The organism is Synechococcus sp. W60.3, from assembly GCF_047502615.1.
In the GTDB taxonomy this organism is placed as follows: Bacteria; Cyanobacteriota; Cyanobacteriia; order Thermostichales; family Thermostichaceae; genus Thermostichus.
Genome location: NZ_JANSHJ010000001.1, coordinates 128,539 through 147,322, shown reverse-complemented (window position 1 = coordinate 147,322; position 18,784 = coordinate 128,539). Strand labels below are relative to the sequence as shown.

Annotated in this window: 19 protein-coding genes; 7 read left to right on the top strand and 12 right to left on the bottom strand. The window is 60.8% G+C overall.

Annotation, left to right across the window (positions count from 1 at the left end; all coding sequences use genetic code 11):
* Positions 1 to 153 precede the first annotated feature (153 nt).
* Positions 154 to 519 (top strand): hypothetical protein, encoded by a 366-nt coding sequence (locus tag NW846_RS00740; protein WP_414515103.1) that lies wholly within the window; start codon positions 154 to 156, stop codon positions 517 to 519.
* 93 nt (positions 520 to 612) lie between these two features.
* Positions 613 to 2,334 carry an ABC transporter permease gene (locus NW846_RS00735; RefSeq protein WP_414515102.1) on the top strand — a complete coding sequence of 574 codons (1,722 nt, stop codon included), beginning with the start codon at positions 613 to 615 and terminating at the stop codon, positions 2,332 to 2,334.
* Between the two features lie 115 nt (positions 2,335 to 2,449).
* Here NW846_RS00735 and NW846_RS00730 read toward each other — a convergent pair whose 3' ends face one another.
* The 8 genes from NW846_RS00730 to NW846_RS00695 all read right to left on the bottom strand — a co-directional run bounded on the left by NW846_RS00730 (position 2,450) and on the right by NW846_RS00695 (position 8,527).
* Positions 2,450 to 3,394 carry a F0F1 ATP synthase subunit gamma gene (locus NW846_RS00730; RefSeq protein ID WP_011430926.1) on the bottom strand — a complete coding sequence of 315 codons (945 nt, stop codon included), beginning with the start codon at positions 3,392 to 3,394 and terminating at the stop codon, positions 2,450 to 2,452.
* Between the two features lie 45 nt (positions 3,395 to 3,439).
* Positions 3,440 to 4,960, bottom strand: coding sequence for a F0F1 ATP synthase subunit alpha (gene atpA / locus NW846_RS00725; RefSeq protein ID WP_414348066.1), 1,521 nt, complete (start codon positions 4,958 to 4,960; stop codon positions 3,440 to 3,442).
* Positions 4,961 to 5,019: 59 nt separating this feature from the next.
* Positions 5,020 to 5,568, bottom strand: a complete 549-nt coding sequence (atpH, locus tag NW846_RS00720; protein WP_011430928.1) for an ATP synthase F1 subunit delta — start codon at positions 5,566 to 5,568, stop codon at positions 5,020 to 5,022.
* Positions 5,569 to 5,584: 16 nt separating this feature from the next.
* Positions 5,585 to 6,145 carry a F0F1 ATP synthase subunit B gene (locus NW846_RS00715; protein WP_049749774.1) on the bottom strand — a complete coding sequence of 187 codons (561 nt, stop codon included), beginning with the start codon at positions 6,143 to 6,145 and terminating at the stop codon, positions 5,585 to 5,587.
* A 35-nt stretch (positions 6,146 to 6,180) separates the two neighbouring features.
* Positions 6,181 to 6,654, bottom strand: a complete 474-nt coding sequence (locus NW846_RS00710) for a F0F1 ATP synthase subunit B' (RefSeq protein WP_011430930.1) — start codon at positions 6,652 to 6,654, stop codon at positions 6,181 to 6,183.
* Positions 6,655 to 6,748: 94 nt separating this feature from the next.
* On the bottom strand, positions 6,749 to 6,994 hold the full coding sequence (atpE, locus tag NW846_RS00705) for an ATP synthase F0 subunit C (protein WP_011430931.1): 246 nt from the start codon (positions 6,992 to 6,994) through the stop codon (positions 6,749 to 6,751).
* A gap of 229 nt (positions 6,995 to 7,223) precedes the next feature.
* Entirely contained in the window at positions 7,224 to 7,970 is a 747-nt protein-coding gene (gene atpB / locus NW846_RS00700) for a F0F1 ATP synthase subunit A (protein ID WP_414515114.1), read from the bottom strand.
* Between the two features lie 5 nt (positions 7,971 to 7,975).
* Positions 7,976 to 8,527 carry an ATP synthase subunit I gene (locus NW846_RS00695; RefSeq protein ID WP_228375272.1) on the bottom strand — a complete coding sequence of 184 codons (552 nt, stop codon included), beginning with the start codon at positions 8,525 to 8,527 and terminating at the stop codon, positions 7,976 to 7,978.
* A 345-nt stretch (positions 8,528 to 8,872) separates the two neighbouring features.
* Here NW846_RS00695 and NW846_RS00690 point away from each other — a divergent pair, with 345 nt between their 5' ends.
* Together NW846_RS00690 and NW846_RS00685 are read left to right on the top strand one after the other, a co-directional pair.
* A complete protein-coding gene (locus NW846_RS00690; protein WP_099812974.1) occupies positions 8,873 to 9,457 on the top strand; it encodes a DUF3177 family protein in 585 nt (194 codons plus the stop codon).
* A complete protein-coding gene (locus NW846_RS00685; RefSeq protein WP_099812972.1) occupies positions 9,454 to 9,768 on the top strand; it encodes a hypothetical protein in 315 nt (104 codons plus the stop codon). Before NW846_RS00690 ends, NW846_RS00685 begins: the two co-directional genes overlap by 4 nt.
* Before the next feature lie 13 nt (positions 9,769 to 9,781).
* Here the strand turns inward: NW846_RS00685 and gpmI are convergent, their stop codons facing one another.
* The 4 genes from gpmI to mnmE form a co-directional block, all read right to left on the bottom strand.
* Entirely contained in the window at positions 9,782 to 11,374 is a 1,593-nt protein-coding gene (gene gpmI, locus NW846_RS00680) for a 2,3-bisphosphoglycerate-independent phosphoglycerate mutase (protein WP_414515100.1), read from the bottom strand.
* A 206-nt stretch (positions 11,375 to 11,580) separates the two neighbouring features.
* Positions 11,581 to 12,105: a tetratricopeptide repeat protein gene (locus NW846_RS00675; RefSeq protein WP_011430938.1), complete on the bottom strand. Its 525-nt coding sequence runs from the start codon at positions 12,103 to 12,105 to the stop codon at positions 11,581 to 11,583.
* 42 nt (positions 12,106 to 12,147) lie between these two features.
* Positions 12,148 to 12,648, bottom strand: coding sequence for a DNA starvation/stationary phase protection protein Dps (gene dps / locus NW846_RS00670; protein ID WP_011430939.1), 501 nt, complete (start codon positions 12,646 to 12,648; stop codon positions 12,148 to 12,150).
* 118 nt (positions 12,649 to 12,766) lie between these two features.
* Entirely contained in the window at positions 12,767 to 14,146 is a 1,380-nt protein-coding gene (mnmE, locus tag NW846_RS00665) for a tRNA uridine-5-carboxymethylaminomethyl(34) synthesis GTPase MnmE (protein WP_414515098.1), read from the bottom strand.
* A 153-nt stretch (positions 14,147 to 14,299) separates the two neighbouring features.
* Here mnmE and glgP point away from each other — a divergent pair, with 153 nt between their 5' ends.
* The 3 genes from glgP (at position 14,300) to ilvN (ending at position 18,765) form a co-directional block, all read left to right on the top strand.
* The gene (gene glgP, locus NW846_RS00660; protein ID WP_414515096.1) at positions 14,300 to 16,900 is read left to right on the top strand and encodes an alpha-glucan family phosphorylase; all 2,601 of its coding nucleotides are present in this window, start codon (positions 14,300 to 14,302) and stop codon (positions 16,898 to 16,900) included.
* 161 nt (positions 16,901 to 17,061) lie between these two features.
* Positions 17,062 to 18,123 carry a tetratricopeptide repeat protein gene (locus NW846_RS00655; RefSeq protein ID WP_011430942.1) on the top strand — a complete coding sequence of 354 codons (1,062 nt, stop codon included), beginning with the start codon at positions 17,062 to 17,064 and terminating at the stop codon, positions 18,121 to 18,123.
* A gap of 117 nt (positions 18,124 to 18,240) precedes the next feature.
* A complete protein-coding gene (gene ilvN / locus NW846_RS00650; RefSeq protein ID WP_011430944.1) occupies positions 18,241 to 18,765 on the top strand; it encodes an acetolactate synthase small subunit in 525 nt (174 codons plus the stop codon).
* Positions 18,766 to 18,784: the final 19 nt, after the last annotated feature.

Below are 18,784 nucleotides of genomic sequence, written 5' to 3'. Positions count from 1 at the left end.
CCTGAGTGCAGCCTTTCATTGCTTGACGCCGTGAACGTTAAGCAGCTTGATGGTTCTTGGCCAAGCGTCGATACTCCAGGACGGCGTTGCTTCCGTTCGAGGCCGCTCAGGCGTCCTGTCTTTCTTTTTCAAAAGCTTCTGGAGGTTTGCCAAATGAAACAACTGCGAACAGCAGGCTTGTTCTTGCTCCTGCTTTCTTTAGCTTCTTTCTACACCACTAGCCCGGCAAAGGCAATTGAAAACCTTCCCGAAAAGGCTCCTGTTCCAAAGCGGGATCTGCTTTTGAACACAGAAAACAAAGAAGAAGTATTTGACATTATGTCGATCCCCAATTATCCCCACGACAAGCCCGAGGGGTTGGCCATTCTCAACTCAACTACCCTAGCGATAGTTAACGACGACGACTTTGGCATCGTCTTGGAAAAGGGCGCGGTTCAAGAAAAAACTATGCCTTACCTTGGTAACAAGCAAGACGAGAACATCGTTTATTTCGTTAAGCTGCCCAAGAGCTTGTTTTGAGAGAAAACTTGGTTGGGGATCCCTGGAGGATCCCCTTTTCTTCCCCAGGAGTTGCTCAAGAGGTAGCTCCCGCCTGTTGAGATGGACAAAGAGATGAGGTTGAAGTTGTTGAGCAAATCTCTGCCGGGAAGTGGCTTCTTTCCTCTGAACGGCTGGGCGCTTCTGACTCTGACCCTCAGCGGTCTCATTCTCGTTCCTGTCCTTACGGTGTTGCTCAGCCTTTTTGCGGACGAGCGGCAGGTTTGGGAGCACCTGGCCGATACGGTCTTGGGGCTTTATGTGCGCAATAGCCTGGTGATGATGGCAGGGGTGGCGGCGGGGGTCATCCTGGTGGGCAGTGGCACTGCCTGGCTGGTGACCATGTGTCAGTTTTGGGGGCGGGCCTGGCTGGAGTGGATGCTGGTGTTGCCCCTGGCAGCTCCTACTTATGTGTTGGCCTACGCCTACACGGACTTTTTGCAAGTAACCGGCGGCTTCCAGATCTGGCTGCGGCGGGTCACCGGCTGGGGCATCGGCGACTACTGGTTCCCTAACATTCGCTCCTTGTGGGGGGCGATCCTGCTGCTCGTCCTCACTCTTTACCCCTATGTGTATCTCTCGGCGCGGCTGGCCTTCCAGGAACAGTCGGTGGCCTGTTTGGAGGTGAGCCGCTCCTTGGGCTATGGGCCGTGGGCCAGCTTTTTCCGAGTGGCCTTGCCGCTGGCGCGGCCGGGGATCGTGGCCGGCTGTCTGCTGGCTTTGATGGAGACCTTGAACGACTTTGGGACGGTCAGCTACTTTGGGGTCGATACCTTTACCACCGGCATCTACCGCACCTGGACGGCCTTGGGCAATCCGGTGGCTGCCGCCCAGCTCTCGGCGCCGCTGCTGCTGTTGGTGCTGCTGCTGATGGCCCTGGAGCAATTTTCCCGCCGGCGGGCGCGCTACTATCGCCAAGGGTTCAAGCCGTCCCTCACCCGCTACCGTCTGCAGGGGATGCGGGCGGTGGGGGCGTGGCTGGCCTGTGGGATCCCGATTGGGCTGGGCTTTGTCGTGCCGGCCCTGATCCTGCTCAACATGACTCTGCGCCAGGGAGAGTTGAGCCGCCGCTTTTGGAGCTACGCCCAGAACAGTTTTCTCCTCTCGACGATCACGGCGGTGATTGCCGTCTTGGTGGCGGTGGTGGTGCTGTACGGTTTGCGGCTGCAAGGGTTCGAGCAGGCGAGATCTGTCCGGGGCCTGCGGCTGGCGGTGCGGCTGTCTTCTCTGGGCTACGCGCTGCCCGGGGTGGTGATCGCGGTGGGGGTTCTGATTCCCCTAGGGCGGCTGGATCAACTGCTGAGCGACTTGCGGCAGGTGGTACTGCAACAGCCGCCCGGCTTGGTGATCAGCGGCACCATTGTGGCGTTGGTGTTTGGCTACCTGGTGCGCTTTTTGGCCGTTGCCCTGGCCACGGTCGAGGCGACGCTAGCGCGCATTCCTCCCAGCCTGGATGAAGCAGCCCGCAGCTTGGGGCAGGGATCCCTGGGCACCTTGCTACGGGTGCACCTGCCCCTGATGGGAGGCGGGATCCTGGCGGCGATGCTGCTGGTGTTTGTGGATGTAATGAAGGAGCTGCCGGCAACGATGGTGCTACGCCCCTTCAACTTCGATACCTTGGCCGTCCACACCTACCGCATGGCTGCCGACGAACGGCTGGCCGAGGCCGGCGCTCCTGCCTTGGCGATTGTCCTGGTGGGGATTTTGCCGGTGATCCTGCTCAACGCCCAGATAGCCCAGCGACGCAATCTAGGCTCCTCAAATGAAATGAAACGTCTCCCTACTCCCCTCTCCTAGAGGGAGAGGGGTTGGGGGTGAGGGTCGCGGCGCGAGGCGCTTGGCTTTTCTGGGCTAGAGAAGGCTGCCCTCTATGCGTCAGCTTGAGTGCAGGAGTGGGTCACTGGAGGGAAGTTTACAGGGCCTCAGCCCCGGCAACTACCTCCAGGATCTCCTGAGTGATGGCCGCCTGCCGAGCTTTGTTGTAGGCAAGGCCCAGTGTGCGGATAAGCTCGGTGGCGTTGTCGCTGGCGTTGCTCATGGCCGTCATGCGGGCCGCCAACTCGCTGGCCGCTGCTTCCTGCAAAGCCCGCAACAACTGGTTATTCAAGTACAGCGGCAGCAGCGCGTCCAAAATCTGCACCGGATCCTGCTCGAAGATCATGTCCGGCGGCGGAGCGGAAACAGCAGCCACGATCTTGCTGCGCTCGACGGTGAACTCTCCCCCGCGCACCAGAAGGTTAAAAATCTCGTCGTCGCGGGCAGCCAGGCGCGTGGGATCCAGAGGAAGCAGCGACTGCACCACTGGCCGCGAGCTAATCAGCGAGACAAAGCGAGTGTAGATGAGCTCCACCTTATCCACCTTCTCGGAGAGGAAAGCGGAGAGCAGCTCATCCCCAATTTGAGCAGCTTCAGCGGCAGTGGGGATCTGGGACAGATTCACGTAGGTCTTGGCGATGGGGGCAGAGCGGCGCTGAAAATACTGCACCGCCTTGCGGCCCACCAGGTAAAGCCGCACCTGCTGCCCCGTCTCCTGCAGCTCGCGCACCCGCTCCTCGGTGCGCTTGATAACGTTGGCATTGTAAGCGCCGCACAGGCCCCGATCCCCGGCCACCACCAATAGGCCCACGGTCTCAATGGGCCGCTGCTTCAGCAGGGGCAGGTCGACATCCTCCAGCCGCAACCGCGTCTGCAGGCGGTAGAAAACCTGGGCCAGGCGATCGGCAAAGGGACGGGTGGCCATCACCTGCTCCTGAGCCCGTCGCACCCGCGCCGCGGCCACCAGGCGCATGGCCTCTGTAATCTTGCGGGTGTTCTTCACCGCCTTGATGCGGTCGCGAATCCGCTTTAGGTTTGCCATAACCGATCCTCTCTGCTGTGGTCACTGGATGGGGATCCCCGGCAACTAGGCCGCCTTGGCCAGGAAGCTTTGCTTGAACTCCGCGATGGCGGTTTTCAAGATCTCTTCCGCCTCGTCGGTAAGCTGCTTGGTGGAGAAGACGATCTCGCCATACTTGGGATGGGCGGTGCCCAAGTAGGACAGCAGGCCCTGCTTAAAGCTGGAGACTTTCTCCACCGGAATGTCGTCCAAATACCCCCGCGTCCCGGCGTAGATGATGGCCACCTGCTGATCCAAAGACAGGGGCGAGTACTGCGGCTGCTTGAGGATCTCCTGCAGCCGTTGGCCGCGGGCCAGTTGCTTCTGGGTAGCTTCGTCCAGGTCGGAGGCAAATTGGGCAAAGGCTTCCAGGTCGCGATATTGCGCCAGTTCCACCTTGATCGAGCCGGCCACTTTCTTCATCGCCTTGGTCTGGGCTGCCGAGCCGACGCGGCTGACAGAGATGCCGACGTTGATGGCCGGGCGAATGCCGGCGTTGAACAGATCCGACTCCAGGAAGATCTGCCCATCGGTAATGGAGATAACGTTGGTGGGAATATAGGCCGACACGTCGTTGGCCTGGGTTTCCACAATCGGCAGCGCCGTCATGGATCCCTCGCCCAGCCGGCTGTTCAGCTTGGCGGCCCGCTCCAGCAGGCGCGAGTGCAGATAGAACACATCTCCTGGGTAGGCTTCCCGTCCAGGTGGGCGCCGCAACAGCAGCGACATCTGCCGGTAGGCCACCGCCTGCTTGGACAGATCGTCGTAGACCACCAGGGTATGCTTGCCCTGGTACATGAAGTACTCGGCGATGGTGGCGCCGCAATAGGGGGCCAGCCACTGCAGCGGGGCCGGGCTGTCGGCGCCGGCAGCCACCACAATGCTGTAGTCCATCGCCCCTCGCTCGCTCAGGATGTTCACCACCTGGGCGATATTGCTCTGCTTCTGGCCGATGGCCACATAGATGCAAATGACATCCTGTCCTTTTTGGTTGAGGATGGTGTCGACAGCAAGGGTGGTCTTGCCGGTTTGGCGGTCGCCGATGATCAGCTCCCGCTGGCCCCGCCCGATGGGGATCAGGGCATCGATGGCGGTGATGCCAGTCTGCAGGGGCTCGTAGACGGAGCGGCGATCGACGATGCCAGGGGCCGGCGACTCAATGAGGCGCGTCTCGGTGCAGTGAATCGGCCCTTTGCCATCGATGGGATTGCAGAGGGGATCCACCACGCGGCCCAGCAGGGCTTCTCCCACCGGGATGCTGGCAATTCTGCCCGTGGCTTTGACGATAGATCCTTCTTGGATGTTGCGCCCGGAGCCGATCAGCACCGCGCCGACGTTGTCTTCCTCCAGGTTGAGGGCAATGCCCACCGTGCCATCCTCGAACTCCAGTAGCTCGCTGGCCATCACCTTCTCCAAGCCGTAGATGCGGGCAATGCCGTCCCCCACCTGCAGGACGGTGCCGACATTGGAGATCTGCATCTCCTGGTTGTACTGTTCGATCTGTTGCTTGATGATGGTGCTGATCTCGTCTGGGCGAATTGTAGGCATGGCAGTCCTCTCGAGGGAATGGGAAGGGATCCAAAATTAAGGAAAAACGCTCGGCCAATCTAGGCTAACTGCAGCGCCAGCCGGCGCAACTGGCCGCGCAGGCTAAGGTCGATCACCTGGGATCCAATCTTAATGATCACTCCACCCAGCAACGTGGGATCTTGGCTGGTCTGGAGCTCCACGCCGCTGGCTTGTGTGAAGTCCCTCACCCGCTCGCGGATCGACTGCTGTTGCGCCTCGGTCAAAGGTACCGCTGTGGTCACCTCGGCCAGGACGATATTTTTGAGCTTCCGCTGCAGCTCCAAGAACCGCTGGCAGACGGCCCCGAGGAACATAATACGGCGACGGTCGCTCAACAGCTTGAGCGCGTTCAGCAGCAGCGGGTGGATCTGGTCGGCAAACACCTGCTGCAACAGGTTTTTCTTGGCTTCCGCCTTGACCAGGGGACTGGCGAGGAATTGGCCCAGCTCCGGCGTGGCCTGCACAACCGCGGCAATGAAACGGATGTCGGCCTCAAAGGTATCCAATAATCCCTGCGCAGAGGCCAGCGAAACAAGGGCTTCGGCGTAGGGATCCACCACTCTGGCGGCCATGGTGCTGCTGATCATAACTTCCCCTTTCCTCCTAGCGGGCAATCATCTGGATCCCCCGTTCAATCAGGCGCTGGTGCACCTGCTCGTTGAGGTGTTGCGGCAGCTCCTGCTCCACCTTGCTCAGGGCTTGGCGCACGATCTGGCGGCGCAGCTCCTGGAGAATTTGCTCTTGTTCGGCAGAGAGATCCCTTTCGGCGTTGGCGCGCAGCCGCTCGATCTCCCGCTCCGCCTGCTGCAACAGCTCCTGCCGGCGGGCTTCCGCATTGGCCTCCGCCTGTTTGCGAATGCGCTCCGCCTCCTGCTGAGCCTGCGCCAGCTTTTGCTGCTCCTCCGCCAGCCTCTCGATCGCCTCCTGCTTGCGCTGCTCCGCCTGGCGCAGCTCCTCGAGGATGCCTTCTCGCCGTTTGGCCAGAGCTTCCCCCACCACCCGGCGGCCCAAAATGTACAGCAGGCTGAGGATGATGGCGATGTTGATTAAGTTGCTTTCCAGAATCGCATCCAGGATCCCCTTTTCTGCAGAACCCTCAGTGGCTTCCGTCACCGGCTCGGCAACGGCCAAAAGCCAAGCGGGCACAAGGCTCCACACCAGCATCACGCGCTACTCCAAAGGAATGTTCAACTGGCCACTTAACGGGCGCTGCCCAACAGCTTCTCGGTGATCTGGGCGGCAATGGCATCCACTTGCTGCTGCAGTTGTTCGAGCGCCGTCTGCTTTTCCTGCTCGATTTGCCGCCGCGCCGCCTCCAGCTTAGCTTGGATCTCCGCCTGGGCCGCCGCCAGCTTCTCCGAACGGATACGGGCCGCAGCCGCTTCCGCCTCGGCGATCACCTGCTGCGCCTGGAGGCGGGCCTGGCCGATCTCAGCCTCGTACTGGCGGGTCAGGGCCATCGCCTTGTCCAGCCGCTCCTGGGCCTCCGCCTGGGTGGTGCGGATGTAGTCGTTGCGGCTGTCGATAACCCGAGTAACCGGCTCGTAGAAGAGGGAGTTGAGCACGGCCACCAGCAACAGAAATTGGACGGCAATGATGGGCAAGGTGGCGTCGAGATCGAAGAGGCCATTTTTCTCGGCAGCTTCAACGGCCAACAGGGTTGAACAGATCATGGGGCCGCACCAACAGAAACGGGATCCAACATCGAACAAGGCAGGGGGCGAACCGGCGCAACAGAGCTATTGATCCGGGCCGCCCCCAGAGACATCAGGCGAAGGGGTTGGCGAACAAGAGCACCAGCGCCACCACCAGGCCATAGATGGTCAGGGCTTCCATGAAGGCCAGGCTAACCAACAGGTTGCCGCGGATTTTGTCTTCTGCTTCCGGCTGACGGGCCAGCCCCTCCATGGCAGCGGCAGCAGCATTCCCCTGGCCCAGACCCGGGCCCAGGGATCCCAGGCCAATTGCCAGAGCGGCAGACAACACAGAAGCAGCAGAGGTTAACGGATCCATAGCAAGATGCTCCTTGTCGTTACAAAACAGATGTTGACACGAACGCAACAGCGTCTTGAGCTTGAGGTGATCTGACCGGAGTAGTCGAGCCGATCGCCTCTTTGTCGGCGGCCTCCAGGCTCAAGCCCTCGGCCCCAACAAACCTTACCAGAGAAGGGATCCCTTGCGACGACCTTTGAAGGAGAGGGGGCGTTGAACTGGGTAGAAGTCCCCACCTTCCCTCCGCAGGTCAATCGTGGTGATCCCCACCCCCATGACCTTCCAGCGCCTCTCCAATGTAAGCGGCCGAGAGGGTGGAGAAGATCAAAGCCTGAATGGCCCCCGTAAACAGAAATAGGATCATCACCGGCACCGGGATCAACAACGGCACCAGCAACACCAACACCGCAATCACCAGCTCTTCTGCCAAGATGTTGCCGAACAGACGGAAACTCAGGGAGAGGGGCTTGGTGAAGTCTTCCAGGACGTTGATGGGCAACAGAACTGGCGTGGGCTCGATGTACTTCTTAAAGTAAGACAGCCCTCGCTTGCTGATACCGGCCACGAAATACATGATGCTGGTGAGCAGCGCCAACCCGGCAGTGGTGTTGATGTCGTTGGTGGGAGAGGCCAGCTCTCCTTCCGGCAGGGGAATCAACTTCCAGGGGAAGAGATTGCCCATCCAGTTGGAGACAAAAATAAACAGGAACAAGGTGCCAACGTAGGGCACCCAGGGCCGGAAGTTTTTCTCACCAATCTGGGCACGGGCAATGCTTTGGACAAACTCCAGGGTGTACTCGATAAAGTTTTGCAGACCAGCGGGCTCCCGCTGCAGTTGACGAGTCCCCAACAGCACCACGGTCAAGATCAGGGCGATGGCAATCCAACTGGCAATCAAAACTTGCCCGTGAACCGTAAATTTGCCCAGGTGCCAGTAAAGGTGATGACCAACCTCAAGTTCTGCTACCAGAGGAGGAGCGGAGAAGAACAGGTTCATGAGCATCACGCAGAAGAAGATAAACGGGTCAAGGTCTGAACAAGATAAATCAGCAGGGTGACCTTGTAGGTCATGAACCCCAAGAAAATGGGCAAAATCTGCAAAGACTTCACCTGGGTGGCCAGGACGATTAGCCCGACAAACAAAGCCAAACGCGTTACCCCCAGTCGGCTGCGACTTTTGCCCAGTTCCGCGACGCCGCGGCCCAGCATGCGCAGATAGACTACGCCGACGATTGCCCCCAGCAAATAATTGGCAGCCACCGCCGGCGAGTAAACCAAAGCCACCCCCACCGCAATGGCCAGGCTCACCCCCAAGGTGACCAGCACCAACCATAGCTGCAGTGCTTCATAGCTCCTGCCAGCCGTTGTCGCCTTCTCCCGCAAATCCGCTTTGCCCGGGGCAAGCGACGGCTGCAACGCACTCTGGCAGCCCAGACCCGCCTCCTGCTGTGGCGGAGGCGCCGCCTCCTCCAGGGGCGGCAAAGGCTTAGGCTTCCACGGGGTCGCCTTCCAACGGGCAGGACTGTGGGAGAGGAGTCGGGAAGAACGTGCCATGGGAATGAGGTCACCACCTCTGAGGATCTGGCCTTAACCCAAAATAACACGACTAAGTAACAATACTTAACGAGTTGGGCGAGGCCAGGGCGGGATGGAACCTTGCAACTATCGCCTCGAAAGACGACTAGCCCTTCGACAGACGGAGATGTTCCTCTAAGAATTTACCACCTTCGTGGATCGGCAACGGCAAAAATGGAAAACTTTCTGAAAGACCGCGGATGTAAAGTTTTGCCTGGGGTGGCTGAGAAGCTGCAATCTTCTGTTACCTCCTGTTGTTTTGAGGTGGATCCCGCCGATTCTGTTGCTCTATATACTATGGGGCAGTGAGAAGAAAGGGCGAGGATGATCCCAGTGAGTTGGCTGGTCAAGGCGATCTGGGTGGACTACAGCTTGGCTGTAGCGCTGACGGTGGTGCTGCCGTTGGCTCTCCTAATTTGGGCCTTTGCGGTGGGGTTGCGTCCTCTGATTCAGCTCTTGATCGTCTACTGGCGGGTATCCAGCCTATTGGCGGTGACGGTGTATTTGATGATCGGCGGTCTGCCCATCAGTTTCTTGAGCGGGGCGATGGCGCGGCTGTTGATCCCAATGGGTCTGTGGTTCTGGCAGGATTGGAGCACTGCCCTTGAGCAGTCTAGAAGCGGGGCGGCGCGAGCTTTTTTGCTCTGGCGCTGGATCTTGACTGGCTACATGGGGATTGGGATCCTCTTTTCGGGGGCCTTTGTGCCCTGTGCCTTCCGGGCTTCCCTATCGGCAGAGTGTCGAGCTTGGTTTGAGCCGCCGCTGGGGTTTCGAGAAATTTTCCATCCCAATGTGCCGCCGGAGCTGCTGGGGAGCGTGGGGGCCTGGGGCTTGGTGGCCTACCTGCTCTACAGCGTCTACTTTGTCTGGCGGCTGCGGCCTGGCGCAGACAGGGGGGAGCTGGCATGAGTGCTCTGCCCTGGCCGCTGGCTCTGGAGCGCTACAGCCAGGCCCACCCCCAGGAGGTGCTGCGGGTGGAGGTGGAAAGCGAGGGGGAAGCTGATTTGGTGCTGATCTACCGTGGCTATAGCTGCTCCCTGCAGCGGGCTACGCCCCCCGATCCAGAAGTGGCGGTGATCCCTCCCCAGGCTCGCTTTTTGCAACTGGAGCGCCTGAGCGCTCCTTATCACCCTGAGCGCTCGCAGGTTTTGGCCCTCTACCGAACCTGGGAGGAGTTGAGGGCTTGGCTGATCCAAGAAGGGATCCCCGTGGCCGAGTGAGCAATTCCCGGTCTCAGCGCCCCACAGGCGCCGGCTGCCGCTGCAGGATGGTGTATTCTGCCGGCTGCAGAAGAGATTGCCCTGTCATCTCGGGGGGCTGAGGCAGGCCTAGGATCTCGAGCAGGGTGGGGCCGACATCGGCCAGGGTGCCGCCAGAGCGCAGCTTGACATCGCCACCGCGACCAGGGATCTTGCGCCTTTCCCCCTCCACCAGGATGCAGGGCACGGGGTTGGCGGTGTGGGCCGTCCAAGGGTTGCCCTGCTCGTCCCACATCAGCTCCGCATTGCCGTGATCCGCCACGATTAAGGTGGTTCCCCCCACGTCCACCACCGCCGCCAGCAGACGGCCCAGGCAGCGATCCACCGTCTCCAGCGCCCGCACCGTGGCCTTGAAGTTGCCGGTGTGGCCCACCATGTCGGGGTTGGCGTAGTTGAGCACCACCAGGCTGTATTCGCGGCGGGCGATAGCTTCGATGGCTTTGTCGGTCACCTCCACCGCTGACATCTCCGGCATTTGGTCGTAGGTGGCCACCAGCGGGCTTTGCACCAAGATGCGATCTTCGCCGGGAAAGGGCTGCTCAATGCCGCCGTTAAAAAAGTAGGTGACGTGGGCGTACTTTTCCGTCTCGGCAATGCGCAATTGCTTGAGGCCGGCCTCGCTCACCACTTGGCCCAGCAGGTGATCCAGGTTCTGCGGCTTAAAAAGCACCTGCACCGGCAAGGTCGGATCGTACTGGGTCATGGTGATGAAGGTGAGATCCGGAATCAGACGGCGCTGAAAACCGGAAAAGTCGGGACAGACAAAAGCTTGGGTAAGCTGGCGGGCGCGATCCGGGCGGAAATTGAAGAAGATGACCGCATCTCCCGACTGCACCGCCCCCGGAGCTAAGCGAGTGGGGGGAATAAACTCGTCGGTAATATCCTGGGCGTAAAAGTCTTCCATCACCTCGGCGGCGCTGCGGCCACAGCCAGGGCCGTCTTCCGTCAGGATCTCGTAGGCCTTCTGGGTGCGCTCCCAACGGCGATCCCGATCCATGGCGTAGTAGCGGCCGCTCAGGGTGGCGATGACGCCGCTGCCCAGCCATTGCAGCTCTTTTTCCAGAGCGGCCAGAACCCTGGCTCCATCGCGGGGCAAGGTATCGCGGCCATCGGTGATGGCGTGGACATAGGCAGGGATCCCCGCCTGGGCTGCCAGCTTCAGCAAGCCGTAGAGATGGTCGATGTGGGAGTGAACCCCCCCCTCAGAGCAGAGGCCAATGAAATGAAAACGGCCCCCCTGCTCCTTGAGCCGATGACAAACCTCCACCAAGAGGGGCTCGTGAAAAAGGGATCCCGTCTCGATGGCGTCGCTGATACGCACCAACTCCTGCGGCACCACCCGCCCCGCCCCCAGGGTCAGGTGGCCCACTTCTGAGTTGCCCATTTGCCCTGACGGCAGGCCCACGGCTCGCCCCGAAGCTTGCAGCAGGGTATGGGGGTAGGTAGCCCATAGGCTGTCCACGACAGGGGTTCGGGCGGCCAGCACCGCATTGCCCTCAGGGGCTTCGCGATAACCCCAGCCATCCAGGATTACCAGAACCACAGGTGCCACCGATTGTGCATCCATGAAATGGCCTCTCGTTTTTTAAGACATAATACCAGCCCAGGCAATACGATACCGAATCCTCCATTCCCTCTCAAGATTTCACCTTTCTTGTGAGGGGAAAAGAAGCAACTCCAATAGTCGGGATTGAGCAGCTACCGCCAATCATAGGCGAGCTGCCATAAGTATTTATACATATCTGCGCAGACATCTACCCAGATAGAACACGGTCAGCCGCGGGGGCTGGGCCGCAAACGTTTGCGCAGGGACTCGGCGCGGCGCTTGGCAATGGCATTCTTCGGATCCAGTTGCAGCACCGTCTCGTAGGCCTCGAGGCCAGGGCCGTAGAGATTTTTCTTCTCGTAGGCATGGGCCAGATTGTTCCAAGCGGTTACATAGCCGGGATCCGCTGCCACCGCGTCTTTGTAGTAGCGGATGGCCAAGTCGTATTGCCCCTGGCTGAAGTAGGCAAAGCCGAGGGCGTTGCAGACGGGGGGAATGTTCTCCCCAGCCACCTCTAGAGCTTTTTTAAGCTGGACGATGGCCTGGTCGTAGAGGCGCTTTTGCAGATAGACGCTGCCCAACTCGTAGTGCTCCTGCGGGGATCCCTTGCCTTTGCTCAGGCGGGGCTGGAGCTGCCGGATGACTCTTTCCTGGGCCCGTATCCGCAGCACCTCGCGCAGGACGAAGTAGCCCACCACGCTGAGGATACCGGCCAAAGCCACCAGGTACAGGAGGGGAGCGTTGACGCCCATTTTGCCTATCCCGCTTGCCTCTTCAGATTTGCCTTGCCAGCGTTACGCCTGCAGGTGAGCCTCGATCAACCAAAGATCTTTGTCGATCTGGCGCGAGATCTCGGTAAACAGGTCGGCGGTATCGGCGTCCCCCAGTTCGGTACTGCGGTCGATGTTGCGGCGCACCGAAGCGGCATACTGGCCGTAGCGGGCCGCCAAAGCCTGCAGGTGAGCCCGGCCGTCTTCAGCCGTCAGGTCGTACTCCGGCAAGGCTGAGGTTTGGGCGACGATGCGGGCCGTGCCGCGGGCAATGCCCCCCAAAGCTGTAACCCGCTCCGCCAGCATGTCCACGTAGTTCTCCAGAGTGCCGGCAAAGGTGTCGAACATCTCGTGCAGGGCGATGAAGTTCATGCCTTTGACGTTCCAGTGGGCCTGCTTCACCTGAGTTTTCAAATCCAGCGTGTCCGCCAAGGACTGGTTGAGCAGCTCCACCAGTTGCGCGCGGGCCTCCGCCGGCAAGTCGATCTGGGTGGGGTAGAGACGGGTTTTTGCGGCGGTAACCATAGCCAACCTCCTAAGTTGTGTTTCCATTATCTGGGATCCGCCTCGGCTCTGGGGCCTGCTGATTCCCGACTGAGTCCATACTAACACAAACTCGGAATGAGTATGAGTTAGCAAGCGCTTACTTGCCGATGCAGAAGCGGCTGAAGATCTGATCCAGCACCGCTTCGGAGATCTCCTCGCCGGTGATTTGGCCAAGGGCGTGCAGGGCGCCGCGCAGGTCGATGGTCCAAAAATCGAGGGGGAGCTGCGCCTGCATAGCCTGAACGACTTGTTCCAGGCTGGCTTGGGCCTGGCGGAGGGCGGCGGCCTGGCGTTGGTTGAGGCTCACCTCCAGGTTGGGCTGGGGCCGCCCCTGAGTCACAAGCTGCTCCAAGGCCTCTTCCAGCTCCGGGATCCCTTGGCCTTGGGCGGCGACGGCGGGGACGCGGTAGGCGATCTCGGGCGGGAGGCGGATCTTGTCGGCGGGGGCGAGGTCGGTTTTGTTGATCACCAGGATGAGGGGGCGGTGGCGGATGGACGCGTAGATGGCGGCGTCGGCATCCGTCCAGCCGGCCTGGGCGTCGATGACCAGCACCAGCACATCGGCAGCTTGAGCCAGCCGTTGGGAGCGCTCCACCCCTAGCCGTTCCACCGGATCGTCGGTGGCGCGAATGCCGGCGGTATCCAAAAGCTGGACAGGCATCCCTCTGACCACCAACTGGGATTCCACCACGTCGCGGGTGGTGCCGGGCAGGTCGGTGACGATGGCGCGATCCTGGCCTGACCAGGCGTTGAGCAGGCTGGACTTGCCCACATTGGGCCGCCCGACGATGGCCACCTTGACCCCGGTGCGCAGCAATTGCCCCCGCTCGGCGGTGGCCAGCAGGGCCTGCATCTGGGCCTGGATGGCTTGCAGCCGGGCCTGCCAAGCGGGGACGTCCAGGGGGGGCAGATCCTCTTCAAAGTCGAGGCGAGCCTCAATTTCTGCCAACAAACCCAGCAGCTCCTGGCGCAGGGCGCGAATGGATCCCCCTAACTTACCCTGCAAGCCTGCTAGGGCCATCCGGGCCGCCTGAGGGGAGCGGGCCGCCACCAGATCGGCCACGCTTTCGGCCTGGGTGAGGTCGATGCGGCCGTTCAAGAAAGCGCGCAGGCTGAACTCCCCCGGCTGCGCCAGCCGTGCCCCCTGGCGCAGGCATTGTTGCAACGTGGCCTGAACCACCATGATGCCACCGTGGCAATGCAGCTCTGCCACATCTTCGCGGGTGTAAGAACGGGGGGCCTGCATCCAAACGGCCAGCGCTTCGTCTAGAATTTGGCCTTTCTCATCGTGGATCCAGCCGTAGAGGAGCCGATGGCTCTCCCAGACTGCGTTGCGGCGGGCAGGGGTAAAGATGGCTTGGACAATGGGAAGGGCTCGTGACCCGGAAAGGCGCACAATCCCCACGCTGCCCTGTTCAGGCACCACCGCAGTGGCAATGGCAGCGATCGTATCGGCCAGGGGCGCAGTCGGATCCATCCTAAATAGAGCCCTGAGGGAGTTGGAGCAGCCGTTGGATTACAGCTCGGCATCCACTGGATTACAAATCGACATTCAAGTTAAAAAGCCACGCCCTCAGGCTGAGGGCAAGGTAGCCTGACAGTGGAAACAACGCTCTTCCCGGATTCTTTCATGAAGCCGCTACGCACGTTTAAGGTCACTCCCTACCTGCCTACTCCGCTGGAAAGTCTGCGCTTGTTGGCTTACAACCTGCATTTTAGTTGGAACGTAGAAACCCGCAGCCTATTCCGGCGCATGGATCCCGATCTGTGGGATGCCTGTGCCCACAACCCGGTGGCTCTTCTGGGCCGGATCCGGCAGGAACGGCTGGATGAATTGGCGGAGGATCCCGGCTTTTTGGCCCAGTTGGAACGGGCCAGCCAACAACTGCAGAGCTACCTGCAGGAAGACACTTGGTACCGCAAGTATCGTTCGGCCCAAGCGGTGGAAGGGGAGTGCTACGCCTATTTTTCGGCCGAGTTTGGTTTGGCCGATTGTCTGCCCATTTACTCAGGCGGCTTGGGGGTTTTGGCCGGGGATCACCTCAAGGCGGCCAGCGATCTGGGCTTGCCCTTGGTGGGTGTGGGCTTGCTCTACCAAAAGGGCTATTTTCGCCAGTACCTCAACCCCGACGGCTGGCAGCAGGAACGCTACCCAGTTAACGATTTCTTTAACATGCCCCTGGAGCTGCAAAAGGATGCGGAGGGCCGCGAAATTCGCATTGAGGTGGATTATCCCAACCGCAAGGTGTTCGCCCGCATTTGGAAGGTGATGGTGGGGCGGGTGCCCCTCTATCTTCTGGACACCAACATCGAGCCCAACAGCCAGTACGACCAAGACATCACCGATGAGCTGTACGGTGGCGACCAAGATCTGCGCATCCACCAGGAGATCATGTTGGGGATCGGCGGCGTGCGGGCTTTGCGCGCCCTCGGCATCCATCCCACCGTCTACCACATGAACGAGGGGCACTCGGCTTTTTTGGCGGTGGAGCGCATCCGCCTGTTGATGGTGGAGCAGGGGTTGAGCTTTGAAGAAGCCTGGCAGGTGGCCAAGTCCAGCCAGATGTTTACCACCCACACGCCGGTACCTGCCGGGATCGACCTGTTCCCGCCCGACAAAATCGATTACTACCTCGGCTTCTACTACAGCCAGATGGGCCTGAGCCGGGAGCGCTTTTTGGCCCTGGGCCGCGAAAACACCGGCGACTTTCAATCCCCCTTCAGCATGGCAGTGCTGGCCATCAACATGGCCTCGTTTGTCAACGGCGTCAGCAAGCTGCACGGGTCGGTCTCGCGCAAGATGTTCAGCCGCCTCTGGCCCGAGATCCCGCTGGAGGAAGTGCCGATTACCTCCATCACCAACGGGGTGCATGCCCGCACCTGGGTGGGGGAAGAGAACCAGGCCCTCTACGATCGCTACCTGGGGCCGGATTGGGCGGAGGCTCCCCCCTCGGATCCCCTGTGGCAGAAAGTGGATCGGATCCCGGATGGGGAGCTGTGGCGGGCCCACGAGCGCAGCCGCTCGCGCCTGATCAACTTCGTTCGCGAGCGCCTGGTGGAGCAGCTGCAAAAGCGGGCAGCCTCGACGGCTGAGATCCAACGGGCCTCAGAAGCCCTCAACCCAGAGGTGCTTACCATTGGGTTTGCCCGCCGCTTTGCCACCTACAAGCGGGCCACTCTCTTGCTCCACAACCTGGAGCGGCTCAAAGCCTTGATCAACCATCCCCAGTACCCGATGCAGTTTATCTTTGCCGGCAAGGCCCACCCTCGCGATACAGCCGGCAAGGAGCTGATCCGGCAAATTGTGCAAGTGTCGCGCCAGCCGGAGTTTCGCCAGCGGCTGGTGTTTATCGAAGACTACGACATGTACATCACCAGCCTGCTGGTAGCTGGGGTGGATGTGTGGCTAAACACCCCCCTGCGCCCCCGCGAGGCCAGCGGCACCAGTGGCATGAAGGCGGCGGCCAACGGCGGACAGAACCTGAGCATTTTGGATGGCTGGTGGGATGAGGCCGATTACTACCAGACCGGCTGGCCCATTGGCCGCGGCGAGGAATACGAGGATCGCGCCTACCAAGACGAGGTGGAGTCCAACGCCCTCTACGACCTGCTGGAACAGGAGGTTGCCCCTCTGTTTTACCAGCGCGGTAGCGATGGCCTGCCCCACGCCTGGATTCGGCGCATGAAGCAGGCCATTCAGCTCAACTGCCCCCGCTTTAGCACCCAGCGCATGGTACTGGAGTATGCCGAGCGGGCCTACATTCCCCTCAGCAACTACTTCGACCGCATGCGCCGCGATAACTTCGAGTCGGCTCGCCAGTTTACCCGCTGGCGCAGCCATCTGCAGGAGAACTGGTACAACATTCGGGTTGTCAATGTCCAGGTCGAACCCCCCAAGAAAGCTTCCGCCGCCGGCCTCCCCTCGGCGCAAAACGACCAAGTGGTGATGGCCCGCGATCCCCTCACGGTGACCGTTGAGGTGCGGCTGGGATCCCTGCAACCCCAGGATGTCATCGTCCAGGCCTACCAGGGGCCGGTGGACGACAACGGCCAGATCCGGAACGGCCAAGCAACCCCCCTGCGCTACGTGGAGACGGTGGAGGATCGGGCCATCTTCTCCGGCCAGATTCGCTACGAGGCCAGTGGCTTGCAGGGGCTGGCCATCCGCCTGCTGCCCTTTCATCCTGACATGCACGATCCCTATGAGCTGCGGCTGATGCTCTGGGCCTAGAATGTCCGTTCCACCCAAAAGGGAGAAGGAAGGGGAACAGCAGGGATCCCCTTCCTATGCGGATCCAGCCTGAACAAGAGAGACTCCCCAAATTCGTGCGGATGGGTGTTTCTCGCTGCCCAATCAGGCAGAATCAGAGAAACCAGCTCCGGGTTGATGCCATGCTCAAAGCCCACGACTCGGCCGGTTTGCGCCTGTTGCTCGCGGCTGCCCTGCTGTTGGGGGGCTTGGCCAGTTGGCGGCAGGATCGCCTCTCGGCAGTGATGGGTCTGGCCAGTGCGGCAGCCATTTCAGCCTTCACCCGCCCCGCCATCTTGGCTTACAACCGGGGTCGCGAACGGTGGCTGAACCGGGATCTGATAGGGGCTGTCGAGCAGCTCAACCTGGCGCTGCAGCAGGATCCCTGTCTGACCAACGCCCACCTTCTGCGCGGCCAGGTTTACCTCGAACTCGGCCAACTTCCCCAGGCGCTGGCGGACTTCGACCAAGCCACCCGGTTGGCCCCGCGCCGGCCAGAGTCCTATCTCTACCGCGGCCTCCTTCTTCAGTTGCAGGGGGATTTGCAGGGGGCAATAGCCGAGCTTGCCGAGGTAGTACGCCGGCATCCCAGCGCCCCCCACCACCTCCGCTTGGCCAACCTGCTCAGGCAACAGGGATCCCTGCCTTCAGCTCTAGCTCACCTGGACGAGGCCATTTGTCGGGATCCCACCTCGGCGCCTGCCTATGCCTGCCGCGCTACGGTGTACGGCTACCTGGGAGAATGGGAGGCGGCTGTGGCCGATTGGTCCCAGGCCATCCGCTGGGATCCCTGTCCGGCCCACCACTATGGGCGGGGCGTTGCCTATGCTTGGGCCGATTGCTATGACGAGGCCATTGCCGACCTCAGCCGCAGCCTCGAGGCAGAACCCTGCCAACCCCACGTTCTCTACATCAGGGGCAATCTTCTCTACGAGCTGGGGGAGATCAAAGCTGCCCTCGACGATTACGACCAGGCCTTTCGCTTGGAAGCCGACGGCAACCTCGGGGATCCCACCGACGAGTACGGCTTGTACGGTCGGGGGCTGGCTTACGGAAATATGGGAGATAGGGCAACGGCTATTTCCAGTTGGCAAGCCGCTTTGCAGGTCAGCCGCCAACACCACAACCTAGTTTTGCAGGAACAGGCGCATCGATCTTTGCGGCAGCTCCAGGATTTGGACGGAGATCCCGGAGCCTTTGGCTAGCGAGGTCGAAGGGATCCCCTCAGAACATTGCCGCGAAACTGGCGTAAAATTTGCTTATCGCCATCTCAATTCCCCTGATCTGCAGTTGGATTTTTCCCACCTCCTTCTGTGGCTGCCGTGAAACACACCCTCAGCGCTCTTGTGCAGGATCAGCCCGGGGTCTTAACCCGCATCGCCGGCATGTTTGCCCGCCGGGGCTTCAACATCGACAGCCTCACCGTTGGCCCCACCGAGCGGCCTGGCATCTCCCGCATCACCATGGTGGTGCAGGGGGATGAGCACGATGTGGAGCAGATGACCAAGCAGCTCTACAAGCTGATCGACGTGCTGAAAGTAACCGACATTACCCATGTCCCCTGTGTAGAACGGGAGCTGATGCTCGTCAAGGTCAACGCCAGCATCGAAACTCGCTCGGCCATCATGGACGTGGCGCAGATGTTCCGTGCCCGGATTGTGGATGTGGCGGAAGAGTCTTTAACTTTGGAAGTGACAGGGGATCCGGGCAAAATGGTGGCCATCATCAAGATGTTAACCAGCTTCGGCATTCGGGAGATTGCCCGCACCGGCCTGGTAGCTCTCACCCGCGAGTCGGGAGTCAATACCGAGTACTTGAAGCAGCACCCCACCGTGGCAGTCGTCTGAGGGGCTTGGCCACGATGCC

What these genes read in the sequence shown, in the direction of transcription:
- NW846_RS00695 (WP_228375272.1), bottom strand. Translation starts at nt 8,527, where the DNA reads ATGGCACGTTCTTCCCGACTCCTCTCCCACAGTCCTGCCCGTTGGAAG.
- glgP (WP_414515096.1), top strand. Translation starts at nt 14,300, where the DNA reads ATGAAGCCGCTACGCACGTTTAAGGTCACTCCCTACCTGCCTACTCCG.
- NW846_RS00710 (WP_011430930.1), bottom strand. Translation starts at nt 6,654, where the DNA reads ATGATCTGTTCAACCCTGTTGGCCGTTGAAGCTGCCGAGAAAAATGGC.
- NW846_RS00685 (WP_099812972.1), top strand. Translation starts at nt 9,454, where the DNA reads ATGAGTGCTCTGCCCTGGCCGCTGGCTCTGGAGCGCTACAGCCAGGCC.
- NW846_RS00690 (WP_099812974.1), top strand. Translation starts at nt 8,873, where the DNA reads ATGATCCCAGTGAGTTGGCTGGTCAAGGCGATCTGGGTGGACTACAGC.
- NW846_RS00715 (WP_049749774.1), bottom strand. Translation starts at nt 6,145, where the DNA reads ATGCTGGTGTGGAGCCTTGTGCCCGCTTGGCTTTTGGCCGTTGCCGAG.
- NW846_RS00655 (WP_011430942.1), top strand. Translation starts at nt 17,062, where the DNA reads ATGCTCAAAGCCCACGACTCGGCCGGTTTGCGCCTGTTGCTCGCGGCT.
- atpA (WP_414348066.1), bottom strand. Translation starts at nt 4,960, where the DNA reads ATGCCTACAATTCGCCCAGACGAGATCAGCACCATCATCAAGCAACAG.
- NW846_RS00735 (WP_414515102.1), top strand. Translation starts at nt 613, where the DNA reads ATGAGGTTGAAGTTGTTGAGCAAATCTCTGCCGGGAAGTGGCTTCTTT.
- atpE (WP_011430931.1), bottom strand. Translation starts at nt 6,994, where the DNA reads ATGGATCCGTTAACCTCTGCTGCTTCTGTGTTGTCTGCCGCTCTGGCA.
- NW846_RS00730 (WP_011430926.1), bottom strand. Translation starts at nt 3,394, where the DNA reads ATGGCAAACCTAAAGCGGATTCGCGACCGCATCAAGGCGGTGAAGAAC.
- mnmE (WP_414515098.1), bottom strand. Translation starts at nt 14,146, where the DNA reads ATGGATCCGACTGCGCCCCTGGCCGATACGATCGCTGCCATTGCCACT.
- NW846_RS00675 (WP_011430938.1), bottom strand. Translation starts at nt 12,105, where the DNA reads ATGGGCGTCAACGCTCCCCTCCTGTACCTGGTGGCTTTGGCCGGTATC.
- atpB (WP_414515114.1), bottom strand. Translation starts at nt 7,970, where the DNA reads ATGAACCTGTTCTTCTCCGCTCCTCCTCTGGTAGCAGAACTTGAGGTT.
- atpH (WP_011430928.1), bottom strand. Translation starts at nt 5,568, where the DNA reads ATGATCAGCAGCACCATGGCCGCCAGAGTGGTGGATCCCTACGCCGAA.
- dps (WP_011430939.1), bottom strand. Translation starts at nt 12,648, where the DNA reads ATGGTTACCGCCGCAAAAACCCGTCTCTACCCCACCCAGATCGACTTG.
- gpmI (WP_414515100.1), bottom strand. Translation starts at nt 11,374, where the DNA reads ATGGATGCACAATCGGTGGCACCTGTGGTTCTGGTAATCCTGGATGGC.
- NW846_RS00740 (WP_414515103.1), top strand. Translation starts at nt 154, where the DNA reads ATGAAACAACTGCGAACAGCAGGCTTGTTCTTGCTCCTGCTTTCTTTA.